Here is a 24,411-nt window from a genome sequence, read left to right as displayed (position 1 = left end):
GGTCAGACTACGCGAAGGGGCCCCGATTAGCTCATCTGGCGCAGCCCACGGTAACCCATTCTTGACGTGGTCCTCCCTACAGCAGCCCCAAGATCCCCAGGAGAGGCAGCGGGTCCTGCTCGGCCATCATGTGGTCGCTCGCGCGTGGGGCGGGCAGCGCGGTGCAGGTCACGTCCTGCTTCGGCAGGGTCCCGTCCCTCAGGTACGCGGCCAGGCGCCCGTCCACGCACTGGTTGCCCCCCAGCGACACGCCGTGGTTGCCGCCGGGGTCGATCACCATGCGCGTGCCGGGCAGGTGCCTGCGCATCTCCAGCGCCCCCTTGTACGGCGTCGCGGCGTCGGAGCGCGACTGCAGCAGGAGAATCGGCGGCAGCCGCTTCGAGCCCTGCACGTTCACCGGCTGGCCGCCCGGCACCGGCCAGAAGGCGCAGGGGGCGTTGAACCAGGTGTTCGGCCACGTCAGGAACGGCGCCTTCTGGTGCATCCTGGTCATGTCGGCCCGCCACTTGTCCCAGCTACGCGGCCAGCGGGCGTCACGGCACTGGACGCTCAGGTAGACGGCGTAGCCGTTCTCGTCCTTGGCGTCGTTCTTGCCGTGCTTGTTGTAGATGTCCAGCAGGCCCTGCGCGTCGCCCTCCCGCACGTAGCTGGACCAGGCTCGGGCGAACGCCGGCCAGACCCTGTCGCTGTAACCGGCGAGGGTGTAGGTGTCGTCGAGCTCGCTCGGGCCCACGACGCCGCCGATCGGCTGGGTGCGCAGGCGCTCACGCATCGCGTAGTAGGCGAACGACGTCTGCTTCTGTGTCGAGCCGAGCTTGTAGACGGAGTTGTTGGCCGCCGTCCAGGCCAGGAACTGGCGGTGGCGGCGCTCGAAGGCGCGGTCCTGCTTGAGGTTCGCCTCGTACCAGACGGCGGTCGGGTCGACGATGCTGTCCAGGACCAAGCGCTTGATCCGTTGCGGGAAGAGCGTGGCGTAGACGGCGCCCAGGTACGTGCCGTACGAGTAGCCGAGGTAGCTGATCTTCTCCTCACCCAGGGCGGCGCGGATGCTGTCCATGTCCCTGGCGGCGTTCTCGGTGGTCAGGTGCGGCAGCAGCCAGGACCAGAAGGTGCCGCACTGGCCCGCGTAGTGGGCGGCCCTGTCGAGCAGCGCCCTCTCCTCGGCCTGCCCGCGCGGCACCGCGTCCGGCCTCGGGGCCTTGTAGTAGACCTCCGGGTCCACGCAGCGCACGGCCGGCTCGCTGCCGCCGACGCCGCGCGGGTCGAAGCCGATGACGTCGAAGCGCTCCCCGAGCCCCTCAGGCAGCCCCGCCGACACGAACTCGGTCAGGTCCCGCCCGGACGCCCCCGGCCCGCCAGGGTTCACCAGGAGCGTGCCGAGGTGGTCGGCGCCCCTGGGGACCTTGGCCTTGATCCGATTGATGGCCAGCTTGATCGACTGGCCCTCGGGCGCGCGGTAGTCGAGCGGCACCCGTACGGTGGCGCACTCGAGCGACGACGACCCCGACCTGCCCGGCTGCCCGGGACACGGCTGCCACCACACCGAGCCCGCCTGCGCCTCCTGGCTGGCCGACGCCACCCCGTCCGCGCTCACGACCCCCGCGACGAGCACCGCCAAACCGGCGACGATCCGAATTACCCGCTTCACCCGGCTCCCTCCCCTGTCATAGGCCCTGCGATGGTCCCGCGAGAGATCGGGTCGTGACGCTGCGTATGGGGGAACGCTTGCCAATCTGTCACTTCTCCATTGCACAGCGCAATCATCGCGCCCCGGCCGTCGGAGAACGCGGGGCCGCGAGGCGGTGGTCGTCCTGCCGGACGGCGACGCGCCGACCAAACCTCGGGCGCCGACGCCATAAAGGAAATCCGCGACGCCCGCCTCGGACGTGCCCGAATGCCATCGGCCTGATTCTCACCATCTTCCGCAGAGTACGTACGTTCTACGGAAAGTTTGCGGCGATCTACAGCGTACGCCATAATGTCCTTTGCGGCGCGAAGCCGCCCAGTAAACGCCCATTCAACAAGGAGAAGCCGTGTCCACTCGCCACGCGATCGCCCTGTCCGCCTTTATGGTCGGAGTTCTTGCGGGGTGCGCGGGAGAGCAAGAAGTCAAGCTCGACAAACTTAATTTAACGATCACTCTTCCAGGCGGCTGGACCCATGAGGTCAGCGACGACGAAGACGGGCCCATCGCCGAGCTGAGCTCGGATGGACGGCAGGTAAAGATCCACAAGAGCAGCGAGAAAATCGACTCGTTGGATCAACTGAAAAGAGCCATCGAAAAGACCGACGGGAAGGTGGAGAGCGAAGAAAAGACGCCCGCCGGATTTGGCGTCGTCTTCCAGGACAAGTCGGGCAAGAAGCTATTCCGCTATGTAGCCAACCTGAGTGGAACGCAGTACGCCTGCGACCCAGGCGCGTATTATGACGTCGATCATCTCGAAGCCGCCGTCGGGATTTGCAAGACAATGAAAGCGTAATACAGACGGCGATGAGGATTTTCACCATGGCCCCAACACCATGGGGCATTCGGAAGGGGCCAGGGCTCGAATCCCCTCATCCCCAGCAGAGACACCAAGGCCCGTCCGGATAGCCGGACGGACCCTCGCCCCTTCATGCCCGATTCTGGAGTCACGCATCAAGATCGCGTCTAGGCGCGTTCCGCCGTGGCGAAGAGCGCCTTGGCGGCGTCGCCGAGGTACGGCCCGTACATGGTGTGCTGGTCGTCGCTGTACTTGAAGCTGCTCAGCGACGTGATCGTGCCCCTGCCCGTCCCCGCGTCGAACGAGGTCATCCAGGGGCCGCCGCTCGAACCGGCCGTCATGTCGCAGCCCAGCCCCTGGTCGCGCGTCTGGGTGTACGGATCGTCCTTCAGCCGCCCCGCGCAGTAGACGAGGTGGTCGCCGTCGTACGGCGGGTCGGCCGGATAGCCGAAACCGAACGCCTGGCCGCCGCGCGGACGGTTGAAGGCGATCTCCTGGGTGCCCACGACGTCGGCCACGTGCCTGCCGCGCGGCGCGGCCAGGGCGACCATGCCCACGTCGTGGTTGTCGTCCCCGCTGCGCGACCAGGGCTCGGCGACGAACATGCGGCGCGCCGGGTACTGCCCGAACGGCTGCCGCCCGCCCGTCTCGTAGCCGGGGATGAAGGTCCAGTTCGCGGCCCACTCGCCGGCGCCGTTCTTGACGCAGTGGCCCGCGGTGACCACGACGTCCCTGTTGCGGCTCTTGACCGTGCTGGCGGAGCAGACGAAGTCGGCCCCCTCCAGCGTCAGGAACACCCGCCCCGTGGTCTTGGCCACCAGGCCGCCTGTGACCCAGCGCGAGCCGATGGTGCTGGTCTGCGGCTTGCCGTGTCCCCGCTGAGGGGCGGTTTGCCCGCCGGTCGAACGCGGGGCTACGAGGCCGCTCAGCAGGCCGCCCTTCGTCACGACGTCGAGCAGGTCGATCGGCAGTGCCTTGGCCATGCGTTCCGGCGTCCAGTAGCCGAGCACGCGCCGCTGATCCGCCGTGCTCCTGGCGGCCACATGCTCGACTATCCTCGTCCGCTTCGCCGCGTGGACGGGCGTGAACGCGGGTGGGTCCTGCTGCGCGCCGGGCGCCGCGCCGATGAGGGCGGGGCCGATCAACCCCGCCAGGAGCGGGGCGGCCGCAAGCAGGGGGGTGCTCATGGTCATGACCCCCGAGTGTGCACCACGAGATGTGTTCTTGTGACTACTTTCCGTAAATTCAGGAGCTCCCGACCTCCGGAAGCGGGATGGTGACGAGAGAGGAGAGAGTTGCGGGACTGGAGGTGAATTTTGTACCTCCCGAAACCGGACGCGAGTCCTGGAAGACAGCCGCACCAATATCCAGATTTTTCAATATTCGCGCACGCCAATATGGCGATATTCCGGAATAAATTCACTAGGTTATCTGACGTCACACCAACGCCAGTGTTTTGGCACCGGCGCCACCGCGTGCCCGAGCGCACCGCCTAGCGGGGACAATGGGATCGTGCACGCAGAGACCCTTCGCTCCGTCGTCGTCCTCGGCTCCACCGGCTCGATCGGCACCCAGGCCCTCGATGTCATCGCCGCCAACCCGGGCGGCTTCAGAGTCTGCGGGCTGGCGGCGGGCGGCGGCAGAGTCGAGCTGCTGGCCAAGCAGGCGGCCGAGTTCGGCGTCGACGTGGTGGCGGTGGCCGACGCCGACGCCGTACCGGCGCTGAAGGAGGCGCTGGCCGCGCACGGTGTCCAGCCCAAGGTGCTCGGCGGCCCGGAAGGGGTCGCGGAGGTGGCGGCCTGGCCGTGCGAGGTGGTGCTCAACGGCATCACCGGCGCGCTCGGCCTGACCTCCACGCTGGTCGCGCTGGAGGCCGGCAGAACCCTCGCCCTGGCCAACAAAGAGTCCCTGATCATCGGCGGGCCACTGGTGAAGCGGCTGGCCAAACCGGGGCAGTTGCTGCCGGTCGACTCCGAGCACTCGGCGCTGCAGCAGTGCCTGTGGGCCTCGGGGCCCGACGGCTACGACCCCACCCAGGTCAAGCAGCTCGTGGTCACCGCGAGCGGCGGGCCGTTCAGGGGCATGAAACGCGAGGAAATGTCCGACGTCACCCCCGAGATGGCCCTGGCCCACCCCACCTGGTCCATGGGCCCCGTGATCACGATCAACTCCGCCACCCTGGTCAACAAGGGCCTGGAGGTCATCGAGGCACATCTGCTGTTCGACCTCGACTTCGACCGCATCGAGGTCGTGGTGCACCCACAGTCGATCATCCACTCCATGGTCGAGTACGTCGACGGCTCCACCATCGCCCAGGCCAGCCCGCCCGACATGCGGCTGCCGATCGCGCTCGCGCTCGGCCATCCGGAGCGCATCCCCGGCGCCGCGCGGGCGATCGACTGGACCAGGGCCCACACGTGGACGTTCGAGCCGCTCGACGACGTGGCCTTCCCCTCGGTCGCGCTGGCCAGGCACGTCGGCACGGAAGGCGGCACCGCGCCCGCCGTCTACAACGCGGCCAACGAGGCGTGCCTCGACGCCTTCCTCCGGGGCGAACTGCCGTTCCTGGGGATCGTCGACACCGTCGCCAAGGTCGTCGAAGAGCACACGGTCACCCCCGCCGACTCCGTCGAAGAGGTGCTGGCGGCCGATGCCTGGGCGCGGGCGCGTGCGGCAGAGCTCACAGCCGGGCAGTCCGGGTAGCTCCCTAAACTAGACAGCGTCGTCACAGTAAGGGTTGAAATGTCTTCTGTAGCTCTCGGCATTCCGACAGTGCGCCCCAAGCCGCTGGCCGAACGCCGTCACTCTCGCCAGATCATGGTCGGCAGCGTGCCCGTGGGCGGCGACGCGCCGGTCTCGGTGCAGTCGATGACGACGACGGTGACCGCCGACGTCAACGCCACGTTGCAGCAGATCGCCGAGCTCACGGCGTCGGGCTGCCAGATCGTCCGCGTCGCGGTCCCCTCGCAGGACGACGCCGACGCGTTGCCGATCATTGCCAAGAAGTCGCAGATCCCGGTCATCGCCGACATCCACTTCCAGCCGAAGTACGTCTTCGCCGCCATCGAGGCGGGCTGCGCGGCCGTCCGGGTAAACCCCGGAAATATCAAGAAATTCGATGACAAAGTCGGCGAGATCGCCCGCGCGGCCTCCGACCACGGCGTCCCGATCCGCATCGGCGTCAACGCCGGCTCCCTCGACCCGCGGCTCCTGCAGAAGTACGGCAAGGCCACGCCCGAGGCCCTGGTCGAATCGGCGCTCTGGGAGTGCTCCCTGTTCGAGGAGCACGGCTTCCGCGACATCAAGATCTCGGTCAAGCACAACGACCCCGTCGTCATGATCAACGCCTACCGTCTGCTGGCCGCCAAGTGCGACTACCCCCTCCACCTGGGCGTCACCGAGGCCGGCCCCGCCTTCCAGGGCACGATCAAGTCGTCCGTCGCCTTCGGCGCCCTGCTCGCCGAAGGCATCGGCGACACCATCCGCGTCTCCCTCTCGGCCCCTCCGGTCGAGGAGGTCAAGGTCGGCGCGCAGATCCTCGAATCCCTGGGCCTGCGCGAGCGCGGCCTGGAGATCGTCTCCTGCCCGTCCTGCGGCCGCGCCCAGGTCGACGTCTACACCCTCGCCGACCAGGTCCAGGCGGGCCTGGAGGGCATGAAGGTCCCGCTGCGGGTGGCCGTGATGGGCTGCGTCGTCAACGGGCCAGGCGAGGCCCGCGAGGCCGATCTCGGGGTGGCCTCCGGCAACGGCAAGGGCCAGATCTTCGTCAAGGGCGAGGTCATCAAGACGGTGCCCGAGTCGCAGATCGTCGAGACCCTGATCGAAGAGGCGTTGCGCCTGGCCGAGGAGATGGGCGTCGAGGTCGACCTCGAAGACGACGCCGGCCCCACCGTCACGGTCGGCTGAGATACAACCGAGCCCACACCCTGTGGCCTGATTCATCGTTCCCGTCGTAGCCCACCTGATCGGCAAGCGCGGCGACGATGTTCAGGCCACGTCCATGCTGGGCATTCCCTGAACATCGGACCCCGAAATGCGGGGTTCCGCCCCAGCCGCAGTCATAGACCGCGATGGTGATCACCGTAGTCGTGCGAGTGATCTCGACGATGAACGTGCCATAGAGGTGACCGCTGCTGGTGTGCTGCACGGCGTTCGCGGCGAGCTCGGTGACGATGAGCTCAGCGTCATCCTTGCGTGCCGAATCGGCCAGGAGAAAGCGGGCGAAGTAGCGCGCCTCGGCGACCTGATCGAGCGTGCCGGGAAAGCCACGCCGCCAGGCCAGGCCACCGGGGGTCAGCTCGATCATCGCGTTCACGTGGGCTGAGGCGAGCATGCCGGGGTCCTCCTTGGGTCTGGGTGCCAAACGCGCTACCAAGGTGGCCGGGGAACAGCGCCTATGCAATCCCCGACTCGGAAGCTCCTTTTACTGCGCAAGACTTCGGCACTGACCTGGGCAAATACCGGTGATCGGATGTCCGGCGTCCCCTCAAGGACGCAGCCTCTCGGTCATTCCGTGACCACGCAAGTACAATGCGTATGCATCCCCAGGCGAGAGGTGAGCGTGATGTCCGGTGAGGGCAAGCGAGCGCTGTCCCTGTCCCGTTCTTGGAGCAACCGCCTACGTGAGAAGGGCTTCACGTGGGACCAGATCGCCGACGTCCTCTCGCTCACGCACGACGTCAGCCCGCTGCGCCGCTACCGGCTGGCCCACGACCGGACCGCCGCCGAGGTGGTGTCCATGGTGAACGACGCCGACCCGGCAGGCACGGCTTGCATGCGAGAAGCTCGGCTGTACGACTTCGAAACGTGGCCGCAAGCGGGCCGCCGCCCGTCCGCGCGACTCCTCGCGATGCTGGCCAAGATCTATCAAACCGCCGCCGCCCACCTGGTCACCGACGACGTCCTGAGCACCTACAACGGCGTCGACCGGGACGAGATAGACGGCGCAGACTTCCGCGACCTGGACGCCAATCGTCCACGCGAAGCCCGTGTCACCATGGAACCGAGCGCAGCGGCCACCCCCACCGACACGTCGCTCCTGGACGCATCGGCGTGCGTGCGACTGCTGCACGCCATCGACGTCGAGGAGACCGACGTGAAACGACGGGAACTGCTTTTCCAACTGGCCCTGGTCCTGGGCGGAATCAAGGCACTCGACTTCCTGCGCATCCTCACCCCCGACGAGGAAACGCGCCTGGCCGGAGTGCTCCGCGGCACATGGCGCGTGGACGAGACGACGGCACGCACCTTCGAGAAACTCACCATGCACGCCCGCCAAGCCGACGACAAGTTCGGGCCGGCCACCCTGCTTCCCGTGGTGACTGGGCATCGCACGGCACTCTCCCAGATACTTGCTCGCGAGTCGATGCCACCCATGCTGCGAGATCGGCTCCTGGGTTCGTATGCACAGCTGTCCCAACTCTCCGGTTATCTCGCCTATGACCTGCTTGATTACCCAGCGGCCGAGCACGCCTACAACGATGGGCTGAGAGCCGCGCTCGAACTCGGCGATCCGACGTTGATCGGCTTCCTGCACTGCTGGATGGGCATGATGGCCGCCCACCGACAGCAGGTGACCACGACTCTGGACCACGCTTTCGCCGCGAGGGGCTGGGCAGCACGATCCCCGAGCAAGCTGTTGCGAGCACAGGCCGAATCGGTGACCTCCCAGGCCCACGCCCTTGGAGGCAAAGCCTTGGCAAGCGCCCAGGCACGCGACAGCGCCATGGCACTGGCTGCCGCGCCGGGCGATTCCGAGCCAACGTTCCTCTACTGGGTCTCGCCGTCCATGATCGAGAGTAAGGCAGCCCGGTCGCTGATGTGGTTGAGACAGGCCGGACCTGCTGTGGCGGCGGCTCAGCAGTCGCTGGCCGGGCTCGATCCGCGTTTCAAGAAGGACCGTGCGCTCACACTCGTTCAATACGCCGAGGCCATGATCCTGGCCAAGGAGATCCCGGAGGCGACCGGCAGGCTGGCGGAGGCCGCCGGCATCGCCGCGAAGCACAGTTCGGCCCGCCCGATCGATCAGCTCAGAAGGGTGCGGGCCCATCTGGAGCCGTGGGCCGAAGACAGCCACGTTCGCCGACTGGACGAGACCCTGCGGTTTCACGGGCTAAAGACGCAGCTTGCGTGACTTGTGGCCGACGATGAAGCCAGGCGAGAGAACAGCATGACGGCAAATCATCGGTTGTTCTCTCTGGAGGTGGACAACTTCCGCAGCCTGCGACAGGTCACCCTTCCACTCGGTCCGGTGAATGTGCTGGTCGGGCCGAACGGCGCGGGCAAGACGAACGTCCTGGAGGTCTTCCGGTTCCTGGCCGACATCGTGCACACGGACATCGTCCCGGCTTTGGACCAACGGGGAGGGTTCGAGCGGCTCGTCTTCCACGGCGGCGCCAAGCCGGCCGGGCATATCCGGATCGGAATCAAGGGATCATGGTCATCCGAGCCAGGCGAACCTGGGGACGAGTACAGTCTGCGGATCACCGGAACCCCGTTCACCAGGGAGGAGCTTTTCCAGTCCAGTGCAGAACAGCACCGGCTGCGAACGATCACGGTTCTGGGCAGCTCGGTGACCGCCCAAGCAGCGGACCTCACGACAGCCGACAAGATCAGGATTCAGCCCTCGACAAGTGGGCTGTCCACGCTGCCACGGCTGAGTGACGAGAGGTTCGGGCCGATCACGGCCGAAGTGGCGGGCCTTCTCGCTAGTTTCCGGGTCTTCGACGTGGATGTGAACGAGGCGGCGCGCCCCACTCCCGCGCCCCTCAAAGCCGGCGATGGCATCGCGAATAACGCCTCCAACCTCTCGGCCTTCCTCCTCTTGTTGAGCGCCAACGAGCCCGATGCGTGGCAACGGTTGGAAGCCGACGCGGTCGAGGTACTCCCCCAATTGAAGGCCATCAAGTTCCACCATGTCAGGCTGGCCAATCAGCCCACCGTTCTGGCGATGCTGCAGGAGCGCGGGCTACGTGAACCGACGCCGCTGCGGGACGCCTCCTTCGGCACCATCCGACTCCTCGGACTGCTCACCATGCTGCACGATCCGCGCCCACCCACATTGACCTGTGTCGAGGAGATCGATTACGGGCTTCACCCGCAGGCTGTGGAGTTGCTGGTCGAACGAATCCGCGAGGCGGGTGAGATGACGCAGTTCATCATCGCCACCCATTCGCCGGCGCTGGCCAATCAGCTCAAGCCGGAGGAACTCATCGTCTGCGAACGAGGCGACGACGGCTCATCCCTGATTCCGGCGATCTCCAGGAGCAAGGTCGAAACAATCGTCCACGCCGGTGAAGGGCTACCACTCGGAGAGCTCTGGTTTTCGGGGGCTCTGGGCGGTGATCTATGAGCCGTCTGAACGGAACCCGCGCCAAAGCGAGACAGAGACCGATCATCGTTCTCGCGGGCGAAGTCCGCAACGATCGGCGAACCGCTGATTGGCTGCAGGCGAGCGGTCTCCGGCGTGCCCGACGATCGTCCATCCGATACGTTTGGACAGGTCGTCATGACGGCGCTGACGAGCAATTGCTCTCGTTGCGCCGGTACCCGATCACAAGATCGCATCGACCTATCACGTATCCATGAACCGATTTCATCCTCATGCGGCCTGCGCGACGCGATGGTTCTGAAGGACGGCGATGACCTTGCACAAGTGGCCGACCTTGGAAGGACTACAGCGTAGCTTGCGGAGGATCTGGATTGAGGCTAAAGAAGATTATTGCTCGCCAGGGTTCCCTGATGGCATGAACACGTCGCGATGAGCAAACAGAAGGTCATCCTCTTCTCCTTCCGCGACTCCAAACGGCCTCGACGGCCAATCATGAGGATCCCTCAGCATTGGCTCATCTATTTTTAGAAAGTAAATGATTCCGGAAATTGGGATTCCAGCGGGAAATGGAAAGGGGACCTGATCGCCGTTCTCATGCAGGATTTCATATATGGCGTCCGCCGCATCAGAGACTTCGGACCTTGCCTCGCCTGGCGTTGTAGCCGAATTCATTCGGCGATAAGATTCGCGGCCTTCCGATACTAGCCCCTCAAAGTCTTCGACGAAATAATCAATGCGCGACAGAATGGAAATGAAATTACCGCCAGAGCCGCCACTTTTCGAAGTCGCAGAATTGTTCGACGAAGACATATTAGATGCCTGCAACAGATTATTGCCCGTTAGTCGCTCATACGCTTCACTGTATGCGCGAAACGCTTCGATGAGGCCCTCTTCGCAAGCAGCCTGTGAAAAATTCGGGGAGTTTACGCCTTCCTCAATCACATGTAGACCACTCTGAAGGCTTGAGATAAGCCCCTGGGTCGCATTCCGAAAATCGTTCGCGCTTTCGCTCTCGCGACCTTGCCCTCGATCATGATTTACCATTTACTCATTCCATCGCGCCTATTACATCTGTATTTCAAACGCCCTACAGGAGAGCGGACGAATACTTCAAATCCACCCCTCCTATCCGCAACCTCCTATCTTGGACTCACTCTGGAGCGTCCACCTCCGACGATGCCTACGCCTCGACCACCGCCCCGAGTACCCGCTCTATTGCCGTCTACGGAGGCGGTCGGCGCTCTTCCTGTCGTTCCTCCAGTACTCCACCACCGGTAGTGCATGGTGAACACCTTCCTCTTCCCCACATAGTAGTCGACATGACAATGGCCCACGCAGTTCCCTTGCGGTCGGAACACCATACGCCGGTTACCTTCACGCTTTCCATGCTGAGCTCTTGCTGCCGCTTCGGCCTCTGCCTTGGTTTGGTACCAGACCGAGCTGTTCCTGGCAGGCCCATTCTCCCCCTCTCTTCTTCTACCACCACCAGGCCCACCGGCTGATGTCGCCATGACGAGTTCATCTCCGACGACGAACACATTGGGATTCCGAAGGGTTTGCATCATACGTTCGACGTCATTGTCACTGACGATCATCCCGTCGTAGATGCGATTCAGAAGATATTCCCTCTTGTCGTTGTCGAGCCCCAAGAAGCCTTCCGGTAGACTCGTACCATTGGGCAAGACGTTCTGCCTCTTGATATCCAGCAGATCCATGACTACAACGAACCCGCCAATGACGGCTCCAACACATTCCCGGATATCACAGGCTGTTGGCCCGCTTTCTTCGGTTCGGGAAGTACAACGGGTTCCGGTGCATAGCCCGCTTCCTGCATCCTCATCTATTATGAGGCCGTACTTAGCATAGGTTTGCACGACTGTTTGATAGTCCGCCCCTGGTATATAGGGCGAAGCCCATGCGCCTCCCGTCGCGCCGTCGTTGATGACGGTGGCGAAACCAGTAGGGTCGGTGCCAGTGAGCGGTGCGGCGTTGGCGTAGGTGTAGCGGTTGGCCTGGATGGAAGGGCTGGGTTCGAGAGTGGCGGTGTCGCGGCTGGTGAAGGTGCCGGTGCCGGGCTGGTACCAGCGGGCGTGCATGTTGATCTTGTCGGTGTCTGGGTCAGTGTATTCGCCCTGGTAGCCAAGCTGCGTCTTTGGGCCGGTCTGCGCGATGACCGTGCCGAAGGGATCGTAGGCCGTGGATGTCTGCAGAGTGGCGGTGTAGGTGGCGACCAGGTCACCATGCAGATCCGTCAATGTCGCCACGGCCGCACCAGTACCCTCCTTGAGCCCGAGCAGTGAGCCACCAGGGTCGCGGGCATACTTGGCCTGGACAGCGCCGCTGCTGTCGGTGATGGCGGCCAGGTCGTTGCCGAGCCCTGAGTAGGCGAAGGTCTGTTTGGCGGTGCCGCGGATACGGTTGGTCATTCGGTTGAGGGCGTCGTAGCTGTAGAGGCTGTCGCCGTCGGCGATGAGCCGGTCGAAGGCGTCGAAGGTGTAGGCGGTGGTGGCGCCGGCCTTGGTGCTGGTGGCCAGGGTGCCGCGCGAGGTGTAGGCGTACTCAGTGCCGTCCCCCGACGTCAGGCGGTTGCGCTCGTCGTAGGTGAAAGCCTTGTCACCGACCTTGGTGCGGTTGCCGGAGGCGTCCCACTCATACGCGGTCACCGCGCCGCCCGGGGCGGTCCAGGAGGTGAGCCGGCCGGCGTGATCGTAGCCGTAGGTGTTGGTGCCTGCTCCGGCGGTGCCCGCGGTGGTTTTGGTGGTGAGGTTGTCGTCCTTGTCCCAGCCGTAGGTGATTTTGGCGAGTTGCTGGCCGCTGACGGTGCCCTGGGTCAGGGTCTGGGTTTTCAGCCGGTCCATGTCGTCATAGGTGAAACTCTGGGTGTCGGTGGTGGTTGTGCCCGTGGCGGCGATCAGTGAGACGAGATTGCCGGCCGGGTCGTAGCCGTAGGTGATCCCCCGGCCGGTGATCGGGTCGGTCGCCGTGTCCGGGCGGTTGTTGCCGTCCCAGGTGAAGGTGGCGGTCCCAGCGGCATCGACGCGCTGGAGGGGGTTGCCGAGCGCGTCGTAGCTGTAGCCGGTCTGCTGGACGGTGCCGCGTTTGATGCTGAGCGGCAGGCTGCGGTCATTGTAGTCGACGGTCAGGTCGCCGATGACGGTTTGGCGTCCGGCCAGGTCGTAGCCGAGGGTGCGTTCGGCACTTGCCGCGCCGCCGCCCGCGCCGGTCTCCTTGGTGAGACGGCCGAGGTGGTCGAAGGTGCGGTCGATGCGGACACCGCCGGGCTGGATGATGGCGGTCGGGTTGCCGGCCTTGTCGTAGACGTAGGTCCAGGTGCGGTCGGCCGGGTCCGGGTGTGCGGTGGTGGCCGGTTCGGTCACCGTTTCGGCCAGTCCGAGGCTGTTGTAGCTGGTCCAGGTGGCATTGCCGCGGCCGTCGGTGAGCCGGGTGCGGGCGCCGGCGGCGTCGTAACCGAAGCTCGTGGTGATCGACTCGCTGCCGGAGACCGGTTCGATGAGCGAGGTGACCCGATTCAGCGCGTCAACGGTCTGCTTGGTGACATGGCCCTCGGGGGAGGTGGCGCTGGTGGGGTTGCCCGCCAGGTCGTAGCCGTAGTTGTAGGTGCGCAGCACCCCGCCGCTGGAGTTCAGGTCCTTGACTGTGGTCTTGCGGCCGGCCAGGTCGTATTCGGCGACGCTGGCGTTGAGGTTCGGGTCGGTCGTCTTGACCAGGCGCCCGGCCAGGTCGTACTCCATGGAGGTCTTGTTGCTCAGTGGGTCTGTGATGGTTTTGATCTCACCGGCTGCGTTGGGCGTATAGCTGGTCACCTTGTTGCCCGGAGCGGTCTGTTTGGCCAGCCGGCCGGCTTGGTCGTACTCCATCGTGGTGGTGTAGGACGCGGTGGACGGTTTGCGCTCGATCTGCGTCGCGGTGATCTGCCGGCCCAGGTCGTCGTAGGTGGCCTCGCTGCGCGCGCCGGTGGGATCGACGGTCGCGCGCATCTCCCCTGACATGTAGTACTCGCTCACCCACGTCCCGGCGGTCTCCCCGTCTGGGGCGGGGTCGGTGACGCGGACCTGGCGGCCGAGCTTGTCATACTCGAACCGGGTGGTGTAGCCGCGCGGGTCGGTGGTGGAGATCAACTGCCCGGCCGCGTCGTAGGTGTGTGATGTGGCAGGGGTGACGGCGGTCCCGCCGGGCGGGGTGTAGCTGGGCGCGCTCTGGCTGGTCAGGCGGCCGGCCCTGTCGAAGGTCGAGGTGAGGGTGCGGCCTTCGGCGTCGGTCTCGTGCGTCTTGGTGCCGAGCGTGTCGTAGCCGTAGCGGGCGGTGGGGTGCGCGTCAGTGGACGTGGCTGCCTTGTCGACCTTCACCTGCGGGGCGCTCGCCTCGATCAGTCGGCCGAGGGCGTCGTAGCGCATGGTGGAAGTGAAGTCGGCCGCGTTCGCACCAGTGACGTTGCCGCGCGGATCGGTGCTGGTGATGGCTAGGCCGCGATCGTCGTAGCTGGTGGTGGAGACCAGGTCCTGATCGCCGTTCTCCACGGTGGTCTTGGTGACCTGGTTGACCTTGTTGTAGGCATACTCGATGATCTCGGCCCGGGTGGAGCCTGCACCGGTGCGGGTGGTCTTGAGTACGTTGCCGTTGGCGTCATAGACGAACGCCGTCTTGCGAGCCAACACACCGGGGTCGAAGGTTTGCGAAGTCAGCAGACCGGCGGCGTCGTAGACGGATTCGGTAGTGATGGCCTTGTCTCCACCGGTGACCAGCTTGATCTCGTTGCCCGCCGCGTCGTAGGTGTGATCCTCCAGCACCACGTTCTGTGGAGGATTCGTGGGCTCGTTCAGCTTGGCAGCGCTGGCGATCTTCTCGTCCAGCAGGCCGTCCTTGAAATACTTGTACGTGGTCTTGCGGAGCATCGCATCGACCTGTGATTCCAGGCGCCCGCCGGCGTCGTAGGTGAACGACTCCAGCACGACATCCTTGGTCGGCTCCGGGTTGACCGGACTGCCGGTCCACCCCTTCAACGTGCGCGAGGCCAACTGGCCACGCTCGGTGTAGGCGTAGTCGACCACGGCGCCTCTGGCGTCGGTCAGCGTGGCCAGCAGGCCGAGGCTGTTCCACGTCTGCCGCACCACGCCACCGCCCGGGTCGGTGACCGTCTCCACCCGGCCCAAGCCGTCGTGGGTGTAGACGGTCGAACGTTCTGCGTCGCCACCGGTCAGGTCGGCGATCGTCTCGCTCAGCCTGTTGCCGTCCGGATCGTAGGCGTTCGTGGTGCGCTTGGTGTGCGTAACCCCGGAGACCTCGTTCTTGACCCCAGGCTCGGTCTGCGTCAACAGCCGCCCCAGCGCATCATAGGTGAAGGCGGTCTTCAACCCGTCCGGGTGCGCCTGCGAGACCTCGGACTTCTCGCGTACGCGACCGAGCACGTCGTAGCTCAGTTTGGTCAGCAGGCCCGCTGGATTGGCCTGTTCCGCCAGGTCACCCGCCGTGGTGTAGCGATAGATCCAGGTGTTGCCCCGGGCATCGGTTAAGGAAGCGGTCAGACCCGCTGGAGTGAGGCCACCACCTATGGCCGCCTCGCTACCATCGGTATACGCAATGCTAATTGCGCGACCGTTAGGGAAGCCGGTGGTGACCGGGGCGGTCACCTTAGTCTGCTCACCATAGGAGTTGTACTCAAAGGCGGTCGCGTAGGTGTTGTCGCCGCTATTGGCCGAGCGGGCATCGCGGGTCTTCAGCACCCGGTCGTTACGCGCGTCGAACTGGTCATCCTTGTTGAAATAGAACTCGGTATAGGAGACCTGGCAACTGCTGGAGGTCCGGCAGGTCTGAGTGGAGAAGGTGTTGCCACGCTTGTCGTTGTAGAACGTGGTGGCGTTGTCGTTGGCGTCGACCGCCTTCGACAGGAAGCCGTTGGTGTCATAGTCGTAGCGGGTGATCTTGCCGAGTTGGTCGGTCTTGGAGCTCAGCCGGTAGCCGCGCCACATGTCGTGGACGGCCTTCAGCGTCTTGTTCTTCGGGTCGGTCACCACCACCGTGGAGGTGCCCGCGCTGCGGTCCAGCGTCGGCTCGGCCAGTTGCCAAGTACCGCCGTGCTGGTCGGTATGCGTTTTGATTCGCTCGGTGGAGACGTCGTAGGTGTTGACGGCCCAGACCCGCCCCGACGGCAAGGTGATCTTCGTCAGCTCGTGCGCCGCCGCCACCCTGGCCGCGTAATGCCCGGCCACCTCCACCGCCGACAGCGGCCGATCATAGACCGCGGCCTCATCCACGGTCGCGGCGAGGCCGCCACCGAGGCCCAGCCCCTTGCCAGCAGAGATGTCGGCCAGCGGCTCGGTCACCGTCCCGGCCTGCTGGCCGTCGACATACAGCGTCTGCACGGTGCCGCCGACGGTGAACACCACATGGTGCCACTGCCCGTCGTTGACGGAGGAGGCCGTCACGATCGGGGTGGAATTGGTCTGGAAGGTCGCCGACAGTTTGCCCGTGCTGGTCACCGCCAGCAGCGGTTCGATCTTGCTCGGGTATTCGTAGCTGGTCGATACCAGCGTGCCGGTGGCGGTGGTCTTGAACCAGGTCTCCACCGACCCCCACGCACCGATCCGCGACATGGCATCGGAAGACAGACGGATGTTCGGATTAGACGAGGCCGCGATCTGCACGGCGGCATCGGCGGTGCCCGCCAGCGCGCCCGGTTTGCCCAGGGTGTAGCCGGTGATGTAGCCCGCGTCGTCGCCCAGCCAGCCCAGGTCCTTGGAACTCGTCCCGGTACTTTCGCCCAGCCGCCAGTAGCTCATCGGGTCGGAATCGAGCACCGCGCTGCGATACAACGACCCGTTGTTCAGCTGATACAGAGTGCATGCCTGCGTCGGGTCGCACACCTTCTCCAGCGCGTCCCCGTTGTAGGTGTAACTCCAGCTCAACGCCTTGCCGTCGACCTCATCGGTGGACACCTTCGTGACATGCGCGCCAGTCCAGACGAATGTCAGAGAACGGCCCCCGGTCGCGGTCGCCTTCGCGAGCTTGCCGTCAGTGCCGTAGGTCAACTCCTGACTGCGCCCCCGGCTGTCGGTCACCTTCAGCAGCCGGCCGGTGGCGTCGAACCGGTAGGAGGTGGACGACTTGTCCATCAACCGCCAAGTGCCGTCGGCGTTCTTCGCCAAGGTCGCATACATGCCCGGCGGCGGCTGGAACGTACCGTCATCCTTCTTGGCAAACCGCACCTGACGGCCGTCCGGGTAGGTGACCAGAGCCGCCTCCCGCCCCCGCACACTCTCGGCCACGATCCGCATATCCCACCGGGTCGACCAGCCCGCCCCGAACGCCCCAACGCGGCGCGGATCCAGGCTGTTGTAGGCGCGCACCACCGACAACGGCGGACCCACCGTCGCCACCTGCGCATCGGTGAACGTGGTGGTGTAGTTGCCGGAGGCCTGGTTGAACTCCTGCCCATTGACGCCGCGCACCGACAACTGCGAATTGATCGACGGCTGCTGCACCCCGATCACCATCGTGTACGTCGGCGAGTACTGGCTCTTGCCGCCGATCGTCGAAGAGTCGCTGACGAGCACTCGCCACCAGTACTGGCGGCCCCACCCGAGCGTGTCCTTCGGAACCGTCCAGGAGTTGTACAACGGATCCTCGGTAATACAACCCCTCGACATCGACGGACTGTCACACACCTCGAACTCATAGCCGATCGACCCGCCCGGCCACGTCGTCGCGGTCGCGGACAACGTCGGCTCTGTCGTCATGACCTGCGCACCGTTGGCCGGCGACATCGACCTGATCGTCGGCGCCGGCGGCAACGGGCAATCCCCAATCAACTGCCAGCCGGTCGAATCCTCCTCGGGTGGATAGAAATTCAGGTTGGCCGGGATGTTCTGAATCGCCTTCCACACCCGCCGGTCGGATGACACATACGTGCCGTAGGCCACGTACACGCTGCGCTGCCACGGCGAATACGAGCCACACGGCGGATCCGAGGCCGCCACCGAGGTCGTAGCAGAAGATGTTTTGGGCGTCAGCAATTGGGAAAGTGGACCGGCCTGTTTAGTGCGGACCACCCCCTCACGCACTTCCCCCGGCACCGCATCCACCGGCGCCGCCTTCATCCTCGGCGTCCCCGGATCGGCGGTCGAGCGCGTCGCATCGGCCGACACCGATGAAGGCAGGTTCGCTGCGCTGCCCATCATCTGCTTGGGCGTCGCCGGCATGCCGCCAGTCGACGTCGTGACGGTCGACGTCGTTGCATCGGCCGCCACCGGCTGCGTCTGCAATGTCAAGAGGCCCGGCAGCGCCGTCACTAACAAGGAAAACACCAGGCCGAATCGGACGCGAGCAGCACGAGGCCATGCCAAACTCCGGCGCATACGCCGTCACACTCCGAACCACGCAGGGCACCCCGACGGGGCGCCGGACGAAGCTCCACCCCACCCGGCACAGACCACATCGGCCCTGACACGCGCGGCTCGGAGCGAGTTACCAAACGGGCAAAGCGTAAGACGATCAACCAAACCAGAACAAGATCGAAACTAGTCACCCGAACACTACGGAATGCGACGAACCAGATGGGAGGCCACCCAACACCACAAAACAAACAAATCAGACAGCAACGAAGCGAATGTCTGAACACGACGTTCTCGCTGACGGTCCCCATGGAGGGACAGGACCAGGACCGGCGAAGGAGCGCCATCCCAGATCATCCCGATCTCCGGCAGGGGATCGTGCACCAGTGACGAGCTGAGCATCGCCCTGGCCGAAGCGCTCGGCTCCAGCGCCACCCCGCCCGGAGCCTCGTCTAACCGGGCACGGCCGCATCAACCGTCACGCCGGTCACGCTCTCGGCGCCCGCGTTCCGGAGATAGGCGGCGAACTGCGACTCGCGCGTCACCTCCCACGCAACCGCCGACTGCATGCCCCGCACTGCTTCGATCTCGGCGACCTGCTCGGCAGCGAGCGCCGAGCGCTCCGCTGCATCCGCAGACCGCGCACAGCCGCCGCCGATTCTTCGGCGGCGACAGCCAACCCGTTTGGCTTCCTCAACACTCCGCATTGATCCCGATTGCGGGAATAGTCCAGTTGAAAGTCAGCACGCCACGCCCTTTCCGTAACTCCTCTCCAGTGAAAGGCAACTTCATCCCACATCAACCAGGCGTTCCAGCACGCTCTCGGCCAACTGCTGAAACTCAGCACGGCACTTGTGCACGTAGGTTTGCATGCTACCCAATGCGCCGTCAGCGGCCTTCAGGTCGAACATCGGCTTGCGTGCGTCGTGTGCGAGCGGCATGAGGCTCTGGTAATTCCGCAAGGTAGCAATTTCATAAGACTGCCTGTCGGCGGCCTTGTTCAGAACAGAATCCGCATACACGCTTGGGATGCGTTCCAGCCACCGCTGATACGCCTTGACCGGCCGATCCAGTCGCATAGTGGGCTGCATGATTACATAACCCAGAGGCCGCATTTCGCCGGACGGTGCAGGGATAGCCTCAGGAGTTTTGGGCAACACCAGGCTCTGCCACGTCGTCCTCCAGTCGCGGAGTGCGGGGCCGAGATTGCGCAAGCCTCGGAGCGAGAAGAGATCCGCAGCAAGCGGCATCAACACTGTGTCTGCGGCCAGTAGCGCAGCACGGTTGATTGCCCCCAGGTTGGGTGCCACATCTATCAGGACAATGTCCGCATCGATTTGACGTGCAGCGTCATCGATGACGCGATAGAACGCGGTGATGGTACGCTGCGCGTCGGGCGCACCCACGACACAACGCGGCCAGGCTTCCGAAAATTTTTCCTCGAAGGCGCTCAATTCGAGGTCGCCTGGCACCAACCATAGTCCGTCCACAATACTGGTGGGTTGGTAGAACTCGACGTCCCCCAGCCCTTCCATGATCGGCCGGACGGATGCCGCCATCGTGCCGGCTTCTCGGGTAATACGCCGGGCTATCGGCGCGAACGTCGTAGGCTGTTCAGCACCCGATGCCGGACTCTCTGTCTCAGCCCAGAGAATGGCCATGTCGTCTTCGCCTAGAAATGCCGACGTGAGGTTCGCCTGGGGGTCGAGATCAGCGGCAAGCACTCGATGTCCAAGCCGTTGGAACATGTGGGCCAGATGATAGATCAATGTCGTATTCCCCACACCCCCTTTATTGTTGAAAAATGCAATAGAGATCATGATGCCCCCCTAAGAGTAACCGACCACGACGAGGCATCAACATTGAACTCCGCCCGAGAATTTCCATTGGCATCAAGTTCTGCCTGTATTCGGGAAATGCCCCGGCCGAAGCGGTTTACGTAGCCAAGGGATTTCATTGCGGCCGCCAAGGACGGGTTGCGATAGTCGTTGACTCGGTCGAAATTGTCTTCACGTACCTGCCCGTAAGGACCGCCGGGGTTGGAGATCTCGATCCGGTCCGCGAACCACAGGATACGGATCGGCGCGTTGGAGGTCTCATAATTACGGTGCATTACCGCGTTCATGCAGACCTCACGCAGGGCGCTGAAAGGATAATCCGGCTGCGGGCGCTCGCGGAAGCCGGTCTGTTCCACCACCCGAGTGTGGAGATGACCTCTGATCAGGGCTTCCAATCGCTCGGCAAGGTCAACCACGTTTACCCGCGGTTCCTGATCGTCAATGATGCCGGCGGCCATATCACCTCCGTCATATCGGACGAACTGTAGGTAAGCGCCGGGAATGAAGGCGCTTGGGTCGTAACCCAGAACCAGCAAGCCGAGCACGGTGGGTGTGCCAGTGGCGTCGGCCAGGCGCAGGCTGTTCAGCTGGAGCAATTCCGGACGCCCGTTCTCCTCAATCACCTCTGGGGCGACCTCGGAAGGAAGATAGGTGGACTGGAAGAGCCGCAGATCGAGATCGGCGAGTGTGCTCGCCGGAACCGGCTTTCCATCGAAGGGACCATCGATGGTTCGTCGGCGCTCGGCCAGAATTCGCTCATCGTCGCTGTTGGCCTTACGGGTGGTTGGCCCCGGCCGCACCCAAACGACACCGTCGTAGCGAACCGGGGGTGCTGCCGACGCTTCGACCTTGACCCGGATGATCGTCTTTCCTTTGAACGTGGCCTTCTAGACGGTCATCGAGGGCCGCGGCAGAATCTTGCCGCTATCGCGGTGCTCGGTCACCTTCAGCAGATCACTGTCAGAGGCCTTCACACCAGTCAGTGATTGTCCATGCTTGTCCACACCGATGAGCAGATCCCCGCCACCTCGACCGCACAAGTCGTTGGCCAAGGCACAGATCGCTTGCCCGATTTTCTTGCCGTCATTGGCGGACTCCTTGAACTCCAAAACCGTACTTTCCTGGTCACCAAGCACATCCGCGAGATCAGCCACGCCGCCATTGTTCCATCGCTACCTGGTCGTCGTCCCGAGCGCAGCGTTCTCGGCATCCAGGACCTCGTTCGTGCCCGGGCCAGGCGCTGGGGCGTGGTGTAGTGGGGCTCGCCGCTCCTAACAAGTAGGGCTCGGGACCCCTCCCAACGTTGCCGTGTGAAAATCCTCCGGTTCAACCGTGAACGTCGGAGGTGACCGGGACTTGCGTACGTCATGCTCTGGAAGGGTTTTCGTCCCTGTCCACTCGGCGCTGCTGGCAGGGGTCTTGGTCCTGGCGGGCTGCTGGTCCGGTCAGGGCGCGAACGACGCCTGTCTGGATGTCCGGAAGGTCGCGGCTTCCTTCCCGCACATCAAACCCGATGACAGCGGCACCACGATCATTCCCCGGATCGACGAGGAACTCGCGGCAGCGCGGGAAGCGCAGCGTACGTTCGCGGACGACGTGCCGCCGGACTTCCGGAACGCCTGGGCACGCATGATCGACGCGCTCCAGGCGAACCGCAAGGCGTGGCAGGACGCAACGCCGTGGAAAGGCGCCCCCGGCACGGACATGATCGGCGTACTCAACCTCGGAGAGGCCAAGGCCGACGAGGCGAAGAAGGCCCTGGATGCCGTGGCGGACAAGCACGGGTTCGACTACTGCGGCACAGCGATCAGCTGGCAGTACTGATCAAAGCATCAACCCCGTCAAAACCATGACCTTCTCGTACGTGAAATCCTCCATCGCCGAGTGCAGCCCCTCGCGCCCGATCCCCGAGTTCTTGACCCCACCTTAAGGAATCTGGGCGCTCGATCCGTCGACTGAGCCGGCTTGACCCGTCAGCCTGCGGCCTGCCCGCCGCCAAACACCTCCTGGACGAGCCGCTGCGTCACCTGGGTGATCTTCGACCGCCGCCCAGAAGCCCCACCCTGGAAAGAACGAGGCGGCTTCGAACAGGCGACCACACCGTCCGGCCGCCCCGTCACCGTCCTGCGGGTGTGACGGTTGCCCGAGTTTCCAGGCAGAGCCAGTCCCGCCGTTTGAAGACCATGGAGAGGATGAGACACACCGCCGCCCTCGGACCCGATGAGCAACTCGGCCGCCACTTTCGTCTGCCGAGCCACCCTTTCGATCGCCGATGGCGACCGATCCGCGATCTTGGCTAGTCCGCCGTGCGGCTCAATGCATCATCGCGTTCGGGAACCGCTGGGCCAGCCGGTCGATGGCAGCCTGGCCTCGGTGGAGGAGCCGTTGTCGACGATCCAGAACACCCGCTTGGCCGAGGCGTAAGGCTCTTGGGTCATGACTTGGGTGACCAGTGGGGGCACTGAGCTGAACGCTGACGCCGAAACCCTAGGCGATTACTGGGAGTTACATTTCCTCCGATGGTCCGGACCCGAGCGGCGGGCCGAGCTGGGCGATGCGCCGTTTGCTGAGCACGGCCGCGATCACCCGATCCAGGTCGTCCTGGGTCGGCGAGTTTGTCCAGCGCTGAGGCTCAGGATCGGAACGTGTACTCGTGCCGGTCGAAGTCCAGCGTCCAGGCGTACTCGGCGAGGAACGCCTGCGAGAGCAGCCCGTCGATCGTGACGCCGCCGAACCGGGACCAGGGCGCGGTCCTGCCGGGAGCGACGGACAGGAGGTGCCCCGGCTGCTCCAGCGCCCCCAGCCGCAGGGGATGGGCCGCCTTCAGGTGGGTGGCGGCGAGGTCGGCGCGTGGGATTCCCCACGAGCGGTACTGGGATCTGGTGGCCAGCACGGCCGCCTGCCGGGTCGTGCCGTCCTCGTCCTCCAGCACATGGACCAGGCCTGAGTCGACGAAGAAGGTCAGGTCGCGGTGGTGGCCGTAACCGCCCCTGGCGAACATGAAGTGGTCGCCCCACAGGTAGAAGGGCACGCGGGTGCCGTCGGGCGGGGAGCGGTGCCCGCACGGGGCGAGGAGCAGGTGGCCGGCCGGGGTGTCGATGGTGGGCAGGAAACGCCGCAACAGGCAGGTGCCCATGATCACGAGATCTTGGGGGCCGGTCAGGGTGGGGACGACGTCCACGGGCACGTTCGTCAGCATCGCGCCGCCGAGGGCCAGCTCGCGGGCGATGCCGGTGCGGACCGGCGTACGGGTGACGCCGTGGAAGCGGCGGCCGTTCGGCACGGTCTCGATGCCCATCGCCGCCGCCCGCTCGGTGCCCATCACCAGGAACGTGCCCCCGGTGTCCAGGTGGAGCAGGGTCCGGTGGCCGTTCAGCGTGCCTTCGACGGCGGGCAGGTACGCGGCCAGCGGGTGGTCGCCGAACGGGAGCCGGACGGGCTCGGCCGCCTTCACCATCATCGGGTGGTCGCGCCGCAGCGCCAGATCGGGCGGGATGCGGCGGCGCCGGCGGCGTAAGTGCTCGCAGGCCCGGTCCACCTGGTCCAGGTGCAGCCAGGCGTGCGCCACCGGCTTGTCGAGCGCGCGGAGCCGGAGCCCGCCCGCGAGGGACTCGTAGCGGGCCAGCGCCCGCTCGAACCTGCCGCGTACCAGGTCGGCCAGAACCAGCAGGTGCTCGTCCCCTGCCTCGGCCGCCAGCCGGGCGGCCTCCTCGACATCCCCCGACGTCCATGCCCGCCGTGCCCCGGGGGGTCGTGACGGCGTCATGCCGGCTCCTGTCCCGGCTCGTCCGCGAGCGTGCCCGGGCTGACGTCGAGCGCGGCGGCGAGGATGGCGAGCAGCGGGATGACAGCCCGCGCGACGACCTCGTACGAGCCCCGCCTCCGCTGCGTGATCAGTCCGGCCCGCTGCAGTTCGCGCAGGTGGTGGTACAGGTGGCCGGTCGAGCTCTCGCCGCCCAGCGCCTCCTGCAACTCGGCCCGGCTGCGGGGCCCGCCGACGAGCGCCGCGAGCAGCGCCAGCCGGGGCGGGCTGCCCATTGACTCCAGGGACCCGGCGGCGGCCGTCCAGTCGGTCGCCATCAGTTCGGCGACCGGATGCTCGCCGGCCCACACGTATTCGTGGCCGCCGAGGAACGCCGCCCCGGCGTACGCCACCGTGCCGGCCGTCTCGCCGGGCGGGTGGCCCTCCGCGGCCCGTTCCCGGAAGTGGCGCACCAGCTCCAGCGAGGACGACGCCGTTGCCTGACGTCCGGGGGCGGGTGCCCTTGTCTGCTGTTCCTCCAGCCGGTCCATCCGCCGTTCCAGCGCCGCCAGACGATCCTCCACGTGACCCCTTCCACTTTTCCGTAATATCGGAAAATGTACGTAGGTGGTGATGTGCCGTCAAGCAGTGGGTGAGCTCTAGGTCGCTG

The 24,411-nt window shown here is 65.2% G+C and carries 16 protein-coding genes; 6 read left to right on the top strand and 10 right to left on the bottom strand.

From position 1 onward, the window contains the following. Positions 1-76: 76 nt before the first annotated feature. Positions 77-1,648, bottom strand: coding sequence for an alpha/beta hydrolase (locus tag ACFOY2_RS40230; protein ID WP_379533368.1), 1,572 nt, complete (start codon positions 1,646-1,648; stop codon positions 77-79). Between the two features lie 385 nt (positions 1,649-2,033). Here ACFOY2_RS40230 and ACFOY2_RS40225 point away from each other — a divergent pair, with 385 nt between their 5' ends. Next, positions 2,034-2,480 (top strand): hypothetical protein, encoded by a 447-nt coding sequence (locus ACFOY2_RS40225; protein ID WP_379533367.1) that lies wholly within the window; start codon positions 2,034-2,036, stop codon positions 2,478-2,480. A 170-nt stretch (positions 2,481-2,650) separates the two neighbouring features. On the opposite strand, the gene ACFOY2_RS40220 is transcribed toward ACFOY2_RS40225, so the two are convergent. Further along, on the bottom strand, positions 2,651-3,676 hold the full coding sequence (locus tag ACFOY2_RS40220; protein WP_379533366.1) for a trypsin-like serine peptidase: 1,026 nt from the start codon (positions 3,674-3,676) through the stop codon (positions 2,651-2,653). A gap of 319 nt (positions 3,677-3,995) precedes the next feature. Between ACFOY2_RS40220 and dxr the strand changes: the two genes are divergently transcribed. Further along, the gene (gene dxr / locus ACFOY2_RS40215) at positions 3,996-5,186 is read left to right on the top strand and encodes a 1-deoxy-D-xylulose-5-phosphate reductoisomerase (RefSeq protein ID WP_379533365.1); all 1,191 of its coding nucleotides are present in this window, start codon (positions 3,996-3,998) and stop codon (positions 5,184-5,186) included. A 39-nt stretch (positions 5,187-5,225) separates the two neighbouring features. Continuing rightward, positions 5,226-6,389 (top strand): flavodoxin-dependent (E)-4-hydroxy-3-methylbut-2-enyl-diphosphate synthase, encoded by a 1,164-nt coding sequence (ispG, locus tag ACFOY2_RS40210; protein WP_357811323.1) that lies wholly within the window; start codon positions 5,226-5,228, stop codon positions 6,387-6,389. Here ispG and ACFOY2_RS40205 read toward each other — a convergent pair. Continuing rightward, entirely contained in the window at positions 6,376-6,816 is a 441-nt protein-coding gene (locus ACFOY2_RS40205; protein WP_379533364.1) for an ATP-binding protein, read from the bottom strand. The genes ispG and ACFOY2_RS40205 overlap by 14 nt on opposite strands. Before the next feature lie 231 nt (positions 6,817-7,047). On the opposite strand from ACFOY2_RS40205, the gene ACFOY2_RS40200 reads away from it, so the two are divergent. Both ACFOY2_RS40200 and ACFOY2_RS40195 read left to right on the top strand, forming a co-directional pair. Further along, entirely contained in the window at positions 7,048-8,616 is a 1,569-nt protein-coding gene (locus ACFOY2_RS40200; RefSeq protein WP_379533363.1) for a hypothetical protein, read from the top strand. 3 nt (positions 8,617-8,619) lie between these two features. After that, on the top strand, positions 8,620-9,834 hold the full coding sequence (locus tag ACFOY2_RS40195) for an AAA family ATPase (protein WP_379533362.1): 1,215 nt from the start codon (positions 8,620-8,622) through the stop codon (positions 9,832-9,834). 366 nt (positions 9,835-10,200) lie between these two features. On the opposite strand, the gene ACFOY2_RS40190 is transcribed toward ACFOY2_RS40195, so the two are convergent. The 5 genes from ACFOY2_RS40190 to ACFOY2_RS40170 form a co-directional block, all read right to left on the bottom strand. After that, positions 10,201-10,857, bottom strand: a complete 657-nt coding sequence (locus ACFOY2_RS40190) for a hypothetical protein (RefSeq protein ID WP_379533361.1) — start codon at positions 10,855-10,857, stop codon at positions 10,201-10,203. 95 nt (positions 10,858-10,952) lie between these two features. Next, positions 10,953-18,119, bottom strand: coding sequence for an RHS repeat-associated core domain-containing protein (locus ACFOY2_RS40185; protein ID WP_379533468.1), 7,167 nt, complete (start codon positions 18,117-18,119; stop codon positions 10,953-10,955). Positions 18,120-18,949: 830 nt separating this feature from the next. Next, positions 18,950-19,981 carry a ParA family protein gene (locus ACFOY2_RS40180; protein WP_379533360.1) on the bottom strand — a complete coding sequence of 344 codons (1,032 nt, stop codon included), beginning with the start codon at positions 19,979-19,981 and terminating at the stop codon, positions 18,950-18,952. After that, on the bottom strand, positions 19,978-20,799 hold the full coding sequence (locus ACFOY2_RS40175; RefSeq protein WP_379533359.1) for an ATP-binding protein: 822 nt from the start codon (positions 20,797-20,799) through the stop codon (positions 19,978-19,980). Before ACFOY2_RS40175 ends, ACFOY2_RS40180 begins: the two co-directional genes overlap by 4 nt. Positions 20,800-20,886: 87 nt before the next feature. Next, the gene (locus ACFOY2_RS40170) at positions 20,887-21,153 is read right to left on the bottom strand and encodes an AlbA family DNA-binding domain-containing protein (RefSeq protein WP_379533358.1); all 267 of its coding nucleotides are present in this window, start codon (positions 21,151-21,153) and stop codon (positions 20,887-20,889) included. Positions 21,154-21,418: 265 nt separating this feature from the next. Here ACFOY2_RS40170 and ACFOY2_RS40165 point away from each other — a divergent pair, with 265 nt between their 5' ends. After that, a complete protein-coding gene (locus ACFOY2_RS40165; RefSeq protein ID WP_379533357.1) occupies positions 21,419-21,823 on the top strand; it encodes a hypothetical protein in 405 nt (134 codons plus the stop codon). An 808-nt stretch (positions 21,824-22,631) separates the two neighbouring features. On the opposite strand, the gene ACFOY2_RS40160 is transcribed toward ACFOY2_RS40165, so the two are convergent. Then, the gene (locus tag ACFOY2_RS40160; RefSeq protein WP_379533356.1) at positions 22,632-23,765 is read right to left on the bottom strand and encodes a retropepsin-like aspartic protease; all 1,134 of its coding nucleotides are present in this window, start codon (positions 23,763-23,765) and stop codon (positions 22,632-22,634) included. Continuing rightward, positions 23,762-24,325, bottom strand: coding sequence for an ArsR/SmtB family transcription factor (locus ACFOY2_RS40155; RefSeq protein WP_379533355.1), 564 nt, complete (start codon positions 24,323-24,325; stop codon positions 23,762-23,764). Before ACFOY2_RS40155 ends, ACFOY2_RS40160 begins: the two co-directional genes overlap by 4 nt. Between the last annotated feature and the right edge of the window lie 86 nt (positions 24,326-24,411).

The sequence above is a fragment of the Nonomuraea purpurea genome (assembly GCF_042650645.1).
In the GTDB taxonomy this organism is placed as follows: Bacteria; Actinomycetota; Actinomycetes; order Streptosporangiales; family Streptosporangiaceae; genus Nonomuraea; species Nonomuraea purpurea.
The sequence above is the reverse complement of the archived record's forward strand: the minus strand, read 5'-3'. Positions and strand labels throughout refer to the sequence as shown.

Excerpts from the sequence above, each read along its gene's own strand:
- ACFOY2_RS40220 (WP_379533366.1), bottom strand. The coding sequence starts at position 3,676 with ATGACCATGAGCACCCCCCTGCTTGCGGCCGCCCCGCTCCTGGCGGGG.
- ACFOY2_RS40190 (WP_379533361.1), bottom strand. The coding sequence starts at position 10,857 with ATGGTAAATCATGATCGAGGGCAAGGTCGCGAGAGCGAAAGCGCGAAC.
- ispG (WP_357811323.1), top strand. The coding sequence starts at position 5,226 with ATGTCTTCTGTAGCTCTCGGCATTCCGACAGTGCGCCCCAAGCCGCTG.
- ACFOY2_RS40205 (WP_379533364.1), bottom strand. The coding sequence starts at position 6,816 with ATGCTCGCCTCAGCCCACGTGAACGCGATGATCGAGCTGACCCCCGGT.
- ACFOY2_RS40160 (WP_379533356.1), bottom strand. The coding sequence starts at position 23,765 with ATGACGCCGTCACGACCCCCCGGGGCACGGCGGGCATGGACGTCGGGG.
- ACFOY2_RS40180 (WP_379533360.1), bottom strand. The coding sequence starts at position 19,981 with ATGATCTCTATTGCATTTTTCAACAATAAAGGGGGTGTGGGGAATACG.
- ACFOY2_RS40200 (WP_379533363.1), top strand. The coding sequence starts at position 7,048 with ATGTCCGGTGAGGGCAAGCGAGCGCTGTCCCTGTCCCGTTCTTGGAGC.